Source organism: Streptomyces sp. NPDC043726 (assembly GCF_056436565.1).
This window is the reverse complement of sequence record NZ_JBWKCI010000007.1, coordinates 473552-487054: the sequence shown is the minus strand read 5'-3', so window position 1 is coordinate 487054 and position 13503 is coordinate 473552. Positions and strand designations below refer to the sequence as shown.

The following is a 13503-nucleotide window of genomic DNA, read 5'->3' as shown; positions in this document are numbered from 1 at the left end:
AGTCTTCTGGTCGGTGCGCTGCCCGACCCAGGTGGCTCCCGAGTACGAGGGCGGCGCTTCGACGTCCGTCCCTTCGCGGGACCTTCCTTACGCCGACGCCTTCGCGGCGGCAGCGGATCCGGCCACCTGGGCCTCCGCCGCCTCGCGGTCGGGCGCGAGCGGGTCGGTCACCGTGCCGGTCTCTTCATCGAACAGCCCCTGCGCCAGCCTGGTCACCGCTGCGGGGACCGGCGGCGCCAGGTCGGCCACGGCGCGGAGACCGGACAGGACGTCGTCGGGTCGTACGGCAGGCGTCACGTGCCGAACAACCAGCCGCAGTATCGCACAGGGCTGGTCGGTCGGCCTATCAGCCGTCGAACTGTGCGTCTCAAGATCCACGACCGCGGGGCGGGCGTCGAAGGTGCGGACGCCGTTCTTGGTCATGCGCTGGACCTCGACGGACTCGGCGGCGTTGAACGCGGCCACGGCCCGCTGGGCCTCGGCCGGATCCACCCCGTCGAGCCGCAGCTCCCACACGGAGGCCGTCAGCCGGTCGGCGAGCCCGGAGGTGCGGGCCTCGACCGCGTCGACGACATCGAGCCCGGCGGGCAGCGACTCGTCGAGCAGCGTCCTGAGCTGCTCCGGATCCCGCGCCGCGGTGAGCGCGATCTCCAGGTACTCCGCCTCACTGCCCGTGCCGGTGGGTGCGGCATTGGCGTACGACACCTTCGGATGCGGCGTGAACCCCGCCGAGTACGCCATCGGCACCTCGGCACGGCGCAGCGCACGCTCGAAAGCGCGCTGGAAGTCTCGGTGGCTGGTGAACCTCAGGCGGCCGCGCTTGGTGTAGCGCAGTCGGATGCGCTGCACCGCGGGTGCGGGCGGCGGGCCTTCGGGCTGTCGCTTGCCCAGTGTCCTAGTCCTTCGTGAGAGCGGTCTTACTGCTACCAAGAGTACGTGCCTCGGCGCCCCGCGGTTCCCGCCGGGCCACCGCCTCCCGCTTCCGGGGCTCACCGAACACCATGCGCCGGAAGTCCGCGCGGGCCTGCCGGGCGGACTCCCGGGCCGCGGCGAGCGCCTGCCGGGTGGCCCGTCCCACGCTCCGCGCGGCCTCGGCGACGGGCCGCAGCACGGCATCCCGTACGACATGTCCGACCGGAGTCAGGACGGTCCGGTACACCCATCGCACGGGCTCCACGAAGATCCACCGGAAGAGGGTCCCGAGGAACCGTCCGACGGCGAGCGAGATCCGCCCGGCGACCCGCCAGGCGTGCCCGAGCGCGTCCCAGATCTCCCGCCCCACGACGGCGAGGACCCGCCCGACGGGCACCAGGAGGTACCGCCACACGGCGAGCGCGGGCAGCACGAACAGCACCCGGGTGATCCAGTACAGCGCGACGCCGATCGCCCGCACGACCCACAGGAAGGCGTGCCCGACGGGCGTGAGCACCCACTGGTACAGCCACACCGCGGGAACGACGACCAGGTACCGCACGAGCCAGGCGACGACGGCGTACACCCCGACCCCCAGCGCCGCGAGCCCGACGCCGATCCCCTTGAGCACCCACAGGACGGCATGTCCGACGGGCGTCAGCACGCGCGCGTACAGCCATCCGAACCCGGCCGCGATTCCCCGGCCCACCCAGGCGAGGGCATGCCCGACGGGGGTGAGCACATACCGGTACAGCCATCCCAGCGGTACGACGACCAGCACGTTCCCGAGCCAGGCCAGGCCACGCGCGAGCGGCACCAGCAGATACCGCCACAGTCCGACGAAGGGCCAGACGAACAGCGCCCGCCCCACCCACAGCAGCGCCCGCCCGACCGGCCGGAACACGGTGTCGTTCAGGAACCGCCACGCGACGACCAGGGCGTCCCACACCATGCGCACCGGCACGACCAGTACCAGCACGATGATCCGTACGGGGATGCGGACGGCGGTGACCAGGCATCCTTCCGGTTGCCGGGGCTCGGGCAGTGGCTTGTGCGATTCCATACCGGACAAGACGCGGCACGTGGCCTTCCGGGTGCGCCGCGGGGGTTGCGATGCCATCACGTCTGTCTCAGGGCCGTCACAGCGGCGGGCCGAACCAGCGGACACGTGACCGAAGCCGGGCGTGCCGCACCCTCCGGGCCAGCGGATACTTGTCGTAGAAATGTCGCCGTCCTCCCCCAGAGGAAGGTGGGTGCGCAGATGTGCCGCTGGATCGCCTACTCGGGCACGCCTGTCCTGCTCAGCCACGTCCTGTTCGAGCCTGAACACAATCTGATCGACCAGAGCCTGCACTCCCGCATGGGTGTGGAGACCACCAACGGTGACGGCTTCGGCATCGGCTGGTACACACAGGACCTCACCACCCCGGCGGTGCTGCGGGACGTGGGCCCGGCCTGGAACAACCGGAACCTCCAGGAGGTCGCCCACCACATCCGGGCGGGTCTGTTCTTCGCCCACATCAGGGCGACGACGGGGACGGCCGTACAGCAGACCAACTGCCACCCGTTCCGAAGGGGCCGGTGGATGTGGATGCACAACGGCGCGATCAACGAGTTCCACCAGCTGAAACGCGACCTCGCGGTGGCCGTCGACCCCGCCCTCTACGCCGAGATCGAGGGTTCCACCGACTCCGAGCTGATGTTCTTCCTGGCGCTCACGTACGGCCTCACCGAGGATCCGCCGGGTGCCGTGGCGCGGATGGCCGGCATGGTCGAGGAGACGGGACGCCGGCACGGCGTGCGGCACCCGCTGCAGATGACGGTCGCGGTGGCCGACGGCGAGCGCCTGTGGGCCTTCCGCTACTCCAGCGAGGGCGCCTCACGGTCCCTCTACTACAGCACCCGGGTGGAATCCCTCCGCGCCCTCCACCCGGACACCGCGTTCCTCCGCGAGGTGGGCGACGAAACCCGCCTCGTCGTCTCCGAACCCCTCGGCAACCTCCCCGGCTCCTGGAACGAGGTCCCCGAGAGCAGCTACGGCATAGTCCACCCGGGCGAGGACGCCCTCCACCCCTTCCAGCCGCTCAGTAGCTGAGGGTGCGGTTGAAGCTGGTGATGTTGAGCTTGATGCCCTCAACAGTCTTGAGCGTCGTGGGGAACTCACCGCGGGCTGTCTGGCCGGGCTGCACATCGGTCTCCAACTGCGAACCGTTCGCCACGCGCGTCCCGCCGGAGTCGACCGCTTCCCATTCCCATGAGTAGTTGGACTTCTCGCTGCTGCTGTTCTTGATCGTCCAGGTCAGCCAGATATTCGTGATACCGGCTTCCGAGCGGTCGTCCAGCTCGAAGCTGGTGAGGTCGGCGCGTTCACCCTGGGGTGCCTGCGTCTGCTCCTGCGCCGTCCTCGTGGTGGGGGTCCTTGTGGGCGCAGGAGTGGTGCTCTCATCGTCATCGCCCAGCGCGACCACCAGCACGACAACGAGGACGACGATCACCACGGCCAAGGCGCCGATACACCCCCATAGGCAGCCACGGCCCCGCTGCTTCTTCCGCGGCCCGGGCGGAGGTGCCCACTGCCCGGAAGGGGTAGAGCCGGCGCCCGCACTTCCCCACCGTGGCCCGCTCTCAGGCGGCTCACTCCGTGACATGTCGCCTCCTCCGTAGCGGATACCGCCACGCTAGGAAGCTGTAAGCCACGCCGCGAACGGAGAGCAGCCACTCAGGCGACAGCCGTCGTGTGCCGCTCTCCGAGGAACAAAGGCGTCAGTGAGAGTGCCCGCCAGGCGCCGGCGCCGCGTCCTTGACCGCAAGTGGCAGCAGCTTCTTACCGGTCGGGCCGATCTGGATGTGGGTGTCCATCTGGGGGCGCGTCCGAACCCACACCTGGACGCAGAAGCGCTACTCCACTTCGATGCCGTAGTCCTGGACGAGTTGCTCCAGTCCTCCCGAGTAGCCCTTACCGCCGAGCACAAAGTCCCAGTCCCCGCTGGGCCGGTGTCTGAAGGAACCGAGTACCAGCGCCGTCTCGCCGGAGCGTCCGTCGGAGACCTCCAAGCGGCCGAGTTCGGCCATCGATGAGTCCAGCAGCCGGATGCAGGCATCGGTGAACCCGGAAAGATCGGTGTCCGGGTTCACCTCCGGGTCGATGGCGGCCACCAACACGAATCGATCCGCAGCTTGGGGTAGCGCATCGAAGGAGACACGAACCGCTGCCTTGTCGGGTGCCACGGCCGGCACCGTGCGCACCGAACCGTCCGGAGTTTCTGGGTTGTTGAAGAAGACGAAGTGGTCCTCACTCAGCACTCGGTTGCCGTGGCAGACGAGAGCGCAGACGTCCAACGCGACGCTGCCGGACCACGTCATGCCCAGCACGTTGTAGTCATCGGGCGGAGTCGCGGACCCGGACGGCTGCGGCTGTGCTGGGGTCGGCTGCCCGCGCTCCCCCAAGCGTCCGCGCAGCCCATGCCGATGCAGCAGGTCGACAAGTTCACCGCCCGAGATCAGCTCCAGCGGCTTGCCGCGGGCGAAGGTGTGCGAGCCGGGGCCGAAGCCCGACGTCGTCACCAGAACGCCCTTGTTGGCGCCCGCGTCCTGGACCGTGCCGTAGAGGTCGCGTACGGCGGTGGGCGGCACGGTGTTGCGATAGCGCTTCACCTGCACGACGATCTTGCCGCCTCGGATGGGAGTGGGATCCAGCGCGTCGACATCCACTCCGCCATCGTTGGAACGCTGCGTCGTGACAGCCTGCATCCCCATGGCGCGGAAGAGGTCTGCGACAAGGGACTCAAAGGCGATCGGGTCCATCTCGTACAGGTCCGGCTCATCGTGGCTGCTGCCGTGGGTGATGATCTGGTTGCCGACGTCCTGAGGCTGACGAGTGGGCCGTACGGAGGTGAGCTGATCGGGGCGGGTCGCCAGCTGCCCTCGTAGCGCGTCCGTGAGGCAGCTGGTCGGGTCCACCTGTTCCAGGTGGAGATCCGTGAAGGCTGCTCGCTGCGCCATCACCGTGGCCAGGAAGATGTGGGCCTGTCTGCCGGTCGCGGGATCGGGTGCGTCTACGAAGCCGTTCAGCGCCACCGAGTCGAGGATGCCGTACTCGTCCGCCATGAAGAGCTGGTGCAGGACCAGTAGCACGCTCTGTGCCAGTACCTCGCGGTACAGCGCCCGCCGCTGCGTCGCCGGACGGGCCGCCTCCCTGTCCTGGTCTTCGGACTGGACGTACCTCACCGACTTCGCAGCCGGAACAACGTCGTACCCCGGCAGTTCCCAATCAAGAACCAACTGGCGTGCTGCCGAGTCGAAAGCCGCCGTTACCTGACGAGGGAATCCTTCGGGCCAGGCCGTCGACGAGTAGAGAGCAGCTGAGAAGTACTCGACCACAGCTTCGGGTTCACCGCGCCTGACGCCGGCGACCGCCTCGGTGATGCCGGTGTTGTGCCGCCTCACCTCAGCACGTTGCGCTTCCGCCCTTTGGTCATGGTCCCGCTGCGCCGCGGCTAACCGCTGCTGCCGCTGTGCTTCTGCGGCCTGTGCCGCATGCCAGTCGCGCTCGAAGCGGGACCGTGCCTCAGCCTGCGCCTGGGCCCGCCGGTTCGCCGTCCAGCCACCCTGAGCCTGGTACTGGTTCGGATCCGGCATACGAACAGGAAAGGCGAGCTGTCCAGGGTCAAACGGCGGCACCTCTTCCGCACGCGTCAACGACGACGCTCGGAACGCCGACGCCTGACAACCGGTGAGCAGGAGGCCCTGCAAGGTCGCTACCTGCGCATCCAACTCTGCCGTCCGTTGTCGGGCCTCCGCCTGCCGATGCTCCCGGTACCCCTGAGCGACACGTGTCTGGTAGATCCGCGCTTGCCGAGCCTCTTCCCGGCGCCGCCTTTCTTCAGACTCGATCTGACGCTGATGCTGACGTTGCATTTCAGCCCAAGTACCGATGAAACCAGCAGAGCGACGACTCATGCGCTCAGGCCCTCCCCAGGACGTCGGCAGCGCCGACCGAACCCTGATCGCCCCCGCAACCAGGTGTAACAAACCGACTTTATCCAGCAATCGCCGTCCGGGATATCAACTTGCCAATGGCAACTGGAATCGCCTGTCCACGCAGGTCACCAGCGTGTGAGCTGGAGAAGAAGACCGCGTCCTGCCGGACGTGAGAGCCCACCAGAAACACCAGGAGCCCTCTCCGAATCGAAGAGGGCTCCTATAGGCCTTCAAGGGGCCCAGGCGCCGCAAAGAATCAGCCCCACTCCACCTCAGAGTGGATGTCCGAGGGGACGCCGGGCTGCGGCAAGGGCGTACGAGGTCCGTCCGACTGAACCAGCTTTCGACGGTCCGCAGCCCCGACGGCCACCAACGCAGCGAGGATCTCGTGCTCGCTTGCCCCTGCCAACGCCTCCATCACCCGATCGAGTGGCCCGCCCACCTCAGTGAGAGTGCCCGCCAGGCGTCGGTGCCGCGTTCTTGACCGCAAGAGGCAGCAGCTTCTTACCGGTCGGGCCGATTTGGATGTGGGTGTCCATCTGGGGGCACACCCCGCAATCGAAGCAAGGCGTCCAACGGCAGTCCTCGACCTCCGTCTCGTCGAGGGCGTCCTGCCAGTCCTCCCAGAGCCAGTCCTTGTCGAGACCGGAGTCGAGGTGGTCCCAGGGGAGGACTTCCTCGTAGGTGCGCTCGCGGGTGGTGTACCAGTCGACGTCGACGCCGAAGGGGGCCAGCGCCTTGTCCGCGCAGGCCATCCAGCGGTCGTAGGAGAAGTGCTCGCGCCAGCCGTCGAAGCGGCCGCCGTCGTCGTACACCGCGCGGATGACGGCGCCGATGCGGCGGTCACCGCGCGACAGCAGGCCCTCGACGATGCCGGGCTTGCCGTCGTGGTAGCGGAAGCCGATCGAGCGGCCGTACTTCTTGTCGCCGCGGATCTTGTCCCGGAGCTTCTCCAGGCGCGCGTCCGTCTCCTCCGCGCTCAGCTGCGGGGCCCACTGGAACGGCGTGTGGGGCTTGGGGACGAAGCCGCCGATCGAGACCGTGCAGCGGATGTCGTTGGAGCGGGAGACCTCGCGGCCCTTGGCGATGACCTTCGTCGCCATGTCCGCGATCTGCAGGACGTCGTCGTCGGTCTCGGTCGGCAGGCCGCACATGAAGTACAGCTTCACCTGCCGCCAGCCGTTGCCGTAGGCCGTGGCGACGGTCCGGATCAGGTCGTCCTCCGAGACCATCTTGTTGATGACCTTGCGGATGCGCTCCGAGCCGCCCTCGGGGGCGAAGGTGAGGCCGGAGCGGCGGCCGTTCCTGGTCAGCTCGTTGGCCAGGTCGATGTTGAAGGCGTCGACGCGGGTGGAGGGGAGGGACAGGCCGATCTTGTCCTCCTCGTACCGGTCCGCCAGGCCCTTCGCGACCTCACCGATCTCGCTGTGGTCGGCCGAGGACAGCGACAGCAGGCCGACCTCCTCGAAGCCCGTCGCCTTCAGGCCCTTGTCGACCATCTCGCCGATGCCGGTGATCGAGCGCTCGCGCACCGGGCGGGTGATCATGCCGGCCTGGCAGAAGCGGCAGCCCCGGGTGCAGCCGCGGAAGATCTCCACCGACATGCGCTCGTGGACCGTCTCGGCCAGGGGGACGAGGGGCTGCTTGGGGTAGGGCCACTCGTCGAGGTCCATCACCGTGTGCTTCGACACACGCCACGGGACACCCGACTTGTTCGGTACGACGCGGGCGATCCGGCCGTCCGGGAGGTACTCGACGTCGTAGAAGGCCGGGATGTACACCCCGCCCGTCTTCGCCAGCCGGAAGAGGACCTCCTCGCGGCCGCCGGGGCGGCCCTCGGCCTTCCACTGGCGGATGATCTTCGTCATGTCGAGGACGGCCTGCTCGCCGTCGCCGATGATCGCCGCGTCGATGAAGTCCGCGATCGGCTCGGGGTTGAAGGCCGCGTGGCCGCCGGCCAGGACGATCGGGTCGTCGATGCCGCGGTCCTTGGACTCCAGCGGGATGCCCGCGAGGTCCAGGGCGGTGAGCATGTTGGTGTAGCCGAGCTCGGTGGAGAAGCTCAGGCCCAGCACGTCGAACTCGCGCACGGGCCGATGGCTGTCCACCGTGAACTGCGGGACCTTGTGCTCCCGCATCAGGGCCTCCAGGTCCGGCCACACGCTGTAGGTGCGCTCGGCGAGGACGCCCTCCTGTTCGTTCAGGACCTCGTAGAGGATCATGACGCCCTGGTTGGGCAGCCCGACCTCGTAGGCGTCGGGGTACATGAGCGCCCAGCGGACGTCGCAGCTCTCCCACGGCTTGACCGTGGAGTTGAGCTCTCCGCCCACGTACTGGATCGGCTTCTGCACGTGCGGGAGCAGGGCTTCGAGCTGCGGGAACACCGACGCAGCGACTTCGGCAGGCATCTCGCGTACCTTCATGAGCTGGACTGAACGGACAGGGGTGACCATCTAGCCTAACGCGACCGCGGACACCCCCCGCACGTCCGAAGGCTCACAGGGCGTCCGTCGCGTCCTTGTTCTCGGCCCAGAAACCGGGCAGCTCGGCCTCCACGGTCACCGCCCGGTGCTCCTCGCGCCCGTAGAGCAGCCCGTAGGTGAAGGCGTTCTCTCCCGCCGCGTGCGCCACGGCGGACAGCTCGGAGAGGGTCTGGCGGGCCATGACGCTGTCCTGGTGCTCCCCGAGCAGGTTCTGCAGGGCCTTCATGGTCTTGGTCAGGCCCTTGGCCGACTTGCCCAGGGCGGGCGTGGCGGCCTCCGCCGCGTAGCGGGTGCGCTTGGTCTTCTTGCGGGCCTCGTGGATGGCGACGTCCCGGTCGGTGCCGGGGTCCAGCTCCAGCGCCTCCTCGACGAGCGCGGACACCTTGCCGAAGTCCTTCCGCACGGCCTTGGCGAGCACCTTGTCGGGGTTCTTCCCGGCCGCCTTCAGCAGCGGTGGATCGGTGAGCACGCCGTCCAGCGCGTCGAGCAGGGCCAGGTAGCGCCCGGAGTCGAGGACCCCGATCAGCCGGCTGCTCGCCCCGCCCGGCCGCTCGCCCGCCCAGCGGCGCACCCGCTCGGCGACCGGACCGTAGACCAGCGTGTGGGGCACCTCGTCCAGCGCCGCCAGCAGACGTTCGTTCAGCACCTCCCGGTCCCGGTCCACGCCCAGCTCACCGGCCAGCCACTTCAGCTCGTCGCCGATCGGGTCGGTGACCGCGCGGTCCAGGACCTTGCGGAAGGACTTGAAGGTGCTGCGCAGGCGCCGGGTGGCGACGCGCATGCTGTGCACGGAGTCCTCGACGTCCTGGCGCACGGCGGGGTCGAGCCCGACGATCGCGTCCCGCTGTTCGCGGACGTAGGCCAGGACATGATCGCCCCCTGTGCCGGGCTCCCCTGCGGCCTCCTTGCTCCGCTTCTTCTTCGGGGCCGTCTCGGCAAGCGCCCTGGCCAGCTTCGAGGCGGCCGCGGAAGGGCGTACGCCCGCCTTGCGCAGCCGCTTGTCCATCGTGTCGAGGAAGGCGGGGTCGCCGCCGTCGGCGAGTTCCACCTCGATCTCGGTCCACTGGGCGCCGGCCCCGGTGCCGATCCGCTCGGCGCGTACGGCGTCCACGGACACCTCCGCGAGCAACTGCCCGTCGGCGTCCACGAGGTGGCGCACGTCGCGGTCGGAGCGCAGCCGGACCAGGGGGCGCAGTTCAGCGTTGCGGACGCGGGAGCGGATCAGGGCGGTGAGGTCGGAGGGCACGGTGTCGGACAGGGGTGCGTGGATCTCGTCCCGGACTCCGGGAGCCACGGGGAACTTCAGGTGCCAGCCCGCGTCGGATCCGCCGGTGCGGCGGCGCAGGGTGATCGAGGACGCGGCCAGGCGTTGGTCCTCGGTGTCGTAGTAGGTGGCGTCCAGTTCGGCGACGCCCTTGTCGATGACGGCCGCGACCCCGGCGACGCCGGTGAGGTCGGGCAGCCCGCTGTCGTCGGACTCGTACTTCCGCTCGATTTCACGCTTCGTGTCCGCCATGACCCGAATCTAATCGGAGTCATGGCGGCACAACAGGGCCTACTGGATGCGAACCCGCCGGAAACAGGGGGTGACCGGCGGCTATGCGGACATCGGGCGTTGCACCCGGATCGACTGCAGCAGACCAACCGCCACCCACACTGCGAACATCGACGATCCGCCGTACGACACGAACGGCAGCGGCAGACCGGTGACCGGCATGATGCCGAGGGTCATCCCGATGTTCTCGAAGGACTGGAAGGCGAACCAGGCCACGATCCCGGCCGCGACGATGGTGCCGTACAGCTCGGTCGTCTCCCGGGCGATCCGGCAGGCCCGCCAGAGCATGATGCCGAGCAGGACGATGATGAGCCCGCCGCCGACGAAGCCCAGCTCCTCCCCCGCCACCGTGAAGACGAAGTCGGTCTGCTGTTCCGGCACGAACTGGCCGGTGGTCTGGGAGCCGTTGAAGAGTCCGGAGCCCGTCAGCCCGCCGGAACCGATGGCGATCCTGGCCTGGTTGGTGTTGTAGCCGACGCCGGCGGGGTCGAGGCTGGGGTTGGCGAACGCGGCGAAGCGGGCGATCTGGTAGTCGTCCAGGATGTGCAGCTGCCACACGGCGACCGCACCGAGCGCCCCGGCCGACAGCAGTCCGAACACCCAGCGGTTGGAGGCGCCGGAGGCCAGCAGCACGCCGAGCACGATGACCACCATCACCATGACCGAGCCGAGGTCGGGCATGAGCATCACGATCAGCATCGGCACGGTGGCCAGGCCCAGCGCCTGGAGCACGGTGCGATGGTCGGGGTAGGGCTTGTCGCCCGCGTCCACTCTGGCCGCCAGCAGCATCGCCATGCCGAGGATGATCGTGACCTTCACGAACTCCGAGGGCTGGAGCGAGAATCCGCCGGGCAGCTTGATCCAGGAGTGGGCGCCGTTGATGGTGGAGCCCAGCGGGGTGAGCACCAGCAGGATCAGGAAGACCGAGACGCCGTACAGGATCGGCACCGCCGTGCGCAGGGTGCGGTGGCCGAGCCAGACCGTGCCGATCATCAGCGCGAAGCCGATGCCGGTGTTCAGGATGTGCCGGATCAGGAAGTAGTACTGATCGCCCTGGTTGATCTCGGTGCGGTTCCGGGTCGCCGAGAAGACCAGGAGCGAGCCGATCAGCGACAGCGCGAGGGCGGACAGCAGTATCGGCCAGTCCAGCCGGCGGGCGAGCGAGTCGCGGGCGAACAGGCGGGTCCAGCCGGCCCGCTCGGGCCCGTACCCGGAGATCTGGAAGCTGTTGGCGCCGGTCACGTCAGCCTCCTCGGGCGCCGCCCGCGGCCCGGTCGGCGGCGGCGTGTCTCACGGTTCTCCGTCGTCGGTGTGCCCACCGTCGCGGCCTGCTGCAGGCCGTCCTCCTCGGGCACGCCCTCCTGGCTGGCCCGCTGCTCCTTCGCCGGGTCCTTGGCGACCTTCGGGGCGAGGATCGAACCGTCCGCCTGGATCTTCGGCAGGTTCTTCTGCGGGGTCGGCAGCAGGGCGTTCTTCTTGTTGATGGCGCCGTCGTCCGAGACGCCGTACAGCGCGTCGTAGATGTTGCGGACCGCGGGACCGGAGGCGCCGGAGCCCGTACCACCCTGGGAGATCGTCATCACGATCGCGTAGTCCTCGGTGTACGTGGCGAACCAGGACGTCGTCTGCTTGCCGTAGACCTCGGCGGTACCGGTTTTGGCGTGCATCGGGATCTCGTCCTGCGGCCAGCCGCCGAACCGCCAGGCGGCCGTACCGCGGGTGGCGACGCCCTCCAGGGCGTCGTCCATCTGGGCCAGGGTCTGCTTGCTGACCGGCAGCTTGCCGTGCGCCTTGGGTTTGATCTCGGAGACCTGCTTGCCATCGGCGCTGACGACGGCCTTGCCGACCGTCGGGTCGTACAGGGTGCCGCCGTTGGAGATGGCCGCGTAGATGGTGGCCATCTGGATCGGGGTCACCAGGGTGTCGCCCTGGCCGATGGAGTAGTTGATCTCGTCACCGGCGCGCATCTTGTTGCCCTCGAGACAGTTCTCGTAGGAGATCTTCTCGACGTAGTCGCCGTCCTTCTTGCCGGTCTTGCACCAGGCGTCCTTGTTGGCCTCCCAGTAGGACTGCTTCCACTCGCGGTCCGGCACCCGGCCGGCCACCTCGTTGGGCAGGTCGATGCCAGTCTCGGCGCCGAGGCCGAACTGGTGGGCGGCCTTGTAGAAGTAGTCCTTCGGCTGGCCCTTCTTGGGGTTGATGCCGCCGTCCTTCTTCCACTCGTTGTGCGCCAGCGAGTAGTAGACGGTGTCGCAGGAGACCTCCAGGGCCCGGCCGAGGTCGATGGCGCCGTGGTTCTGGGACTCGAAGTTCTTGAAGACCTGGCCGCCGACGGAGTAGGAGCTGGAGCAGTTGTAGCGTCCGTCGAAGTCGTAGCCCGCCTGGACCGCGGCGGCCGTGGAGACCACCTTGAAGATCGAGCCGGGGGCCGCCTGACCCTGTATGGCGCGGTTCAGCAGCGGGTAGTTGGAGGACTTGCCGGTGAGCCTCTTGTAGTCCTTGGCGGAGATGCCGCCCACCCAGGCGTTCGGGTCGTAGGTCGGGTTGGAGGCCATGGCGACGATCCGGCCGGTCTTGGCCTCCATCACCACGACCGCGCCCGCGTCGGCCTTGTACTTCTCGCCCGTGTTGCGGTCCCAGACGTCGCGGGCGTCCTTCATCGCCTCGTTCAGCTCGTACTCCGCGACGCGCTGGACGCGGGCGTCGATGCTCGTGACGAGGTTGGAGCCGGGCTGGGCGGCGTCCGCCTCGGCCTCGCCGATGACCCGGCCGAGGTTGTCGACCTCGTAGCGGGTGACGCCGGCCTTGCCGCGCAGCTCCTTGTCGTACTGGCGCTCGAGGCCGGAGCGGCCGACCTGGTCGGAGCGCAGATACGGCGAGTCGGTGTCCTGGGCCTTGGTGATCTCCTCGTCGGTGACCGGGGAGAGATAGCCGAGAACCTGGGCGGTGTTGGAGCCGCCGGGGCCCGCGTACCGCCGGACGGCCTGCGGTTCGGCGGTGATGCCGGGGAAGTCCTCGGCGCGCTCGCGGATCTGCAGGGCCTGCTTGGCGGTGGCCTCGTCGGTGATGGGGATCGGCTGGTACGGCGAGCCGTTCCAGCAGGGCTGGGGGGTCTCGGCGTCACAGAGCCGGACCTTCTCCATCACGTCCTTGGGCTTCATGCCGAGGACGCCGGCGAGCTTGGTGAGGACGGCCTTGCCGTCGTCCTTCATCTTCAGCAGGTCGGTGCGGGAGGCGGAGACGACCAGACGTGTCTCGTTGTCGGCGAGGGCCACTCCGCGGGCGTCCAGGATCGAGCCGCGCACGGCCGGGTCGACGACCTGCTGGACGTGGTTGCCGGAGGCCTCCTTGGCGTAGGCCTCGCCCTCGCGGATCTGGAGGTACCAGAGCCTGCCGCCGAGGGTGCCGAGGAGGGAGAGGACGAGAATCTGGATGACGACGAGCCGGATCTGGACCCGTGGGGTCCGTCCCGTCTCGGGAATGTTGGTCATGCCCTCCCCCTCTCAGTGCGCGGGCGTGTGTGCGCGTACGAATGATGAACGGCCGACCTGTGAATCGGCGTTCCGCGTTCGT

9 protein-coding genes are annotated in these 13503 nt (G+C 68.7%); 1 reads left to right on the top strand and 8 read right to left on the bottom strand.

From position 1 onward, the window contains the following. Positions 1-87: 87 nt before the first annotated feature. Entirely contained in the window at positions 88-849 is a 762-nt protein-coding gene (locus AC068Z_RS22815) for a TIGR03936 family radical SAM-associated protein (protein WP_478558384.1), read from the bottom strand. Between the two features lie 46 nt (positions 850-895). After that, positions 896-1975 (bottom strand): hypothetical protein, encoded by a 1080-nt coding sequence (locus AC068Z_RS22810; RefSeq protein WP_478558381.1) that lies wholly within the window; start codon positions 1973-1975, stop codon positions 896-898. Positions 1976-2173: 198 nt separating this feature from the next. Here AC068Z_RS22810 and AC068Z_RS22805 point away from each other — a divergent pair, with 198 nt between their 5' ends. Continuing rightward, positions 2174-3007 (top strand): class II glutamine amidotransferase, encoded by an 834-nt coding sequence (locus AC068Z_RS22805; protein ID WP_478558378.1) that lies wholly within the window; start codon positions 2174-2176, stop codon positions 3005-3007. On the opposite strand, the gene AC068Z_RS22800 is transcribed toward AC068Z_RS22805, so the two are convergent. The 6 genes from AC068Z_RS22800 to mrdA all read right to left on the bottom strand — a co-directional run bounded on the left by AC068Z_RS22800 (position 2997) and on the right by mrdA (position 13421). After that, entirely contained in the window at positions 2997-3410 is a 414-nt protein-coding gene (locus AC068Z_RS22800) for a hypothetical protein (RefSeq protein WP_478558646.1), read from the bottom strand. The genes AC068Z_RS22805 and AC068Z_RS22800 overlap by 11 nt on opposite strands. Positions 3411-3810: 400 nt before the next feature. Further along, a complete protein-coding gene (locus AC068Z_RS22795; protein ID WP_478558375.1) occupies positions 3811-5871 on the bottom strand; it encodes a restriction endonuclease in 2061 nt (686 codons plus the stop codon). Positions 5872-6335: 464 nt separating this feature from the next. Beyond that, entirely contained in the window at positions 6336-8300 is a 1965-nt protein-coding gene (locus AC068Z_RS22790; protein WP_478558372.1) for a TIGR03960 family B12-binding radical SAM protein, read from the bottom strand. Positions 8301-8388: 88 nt separating this feature from the next. Continuing rightward, a complete protein-coding gene (locus AC068Z_RS22785) occupies positions 8389-9891 on the bottom strand; it encodes a CYTH and CHAD domain-containing protein (RefSeq protein WP_478558369.1) in 1503 nt (500 codons plus the stop codon). Between the two features lie 81 nt (positions 9892-9972). Then, positions 9973-11172 carry a rod shape-determining protein RodA gene (gene rodA / locus AC068Z_RS22780; protein ID WP_478558366.1) on the bottom strand — a complete coding sequence of 400 codons (1200 nt, stop codon included), beginning with the start codon at positions 11170-11172 and terminating at the stop codon, positions 9973-9975. Beyond that, the gene (gene mrdA / locus AC068Z_RS22775) at positions 11169-13421 is read right to left on the bottom strand and encodes a penicillin-binding protein 2 (RefSeq protein ID WP_478558363.1); all 2253 of its coding nucleotides are present in this window, start codon (positions 13419-13421) and stop codon (positions 11169-11171) included. Before mrdA ends, rodA begins: the two co-directional genes overlap by 4 nt. Between the last annotated feature and the right edge of the window lie 82 nt (positions 13422-13503).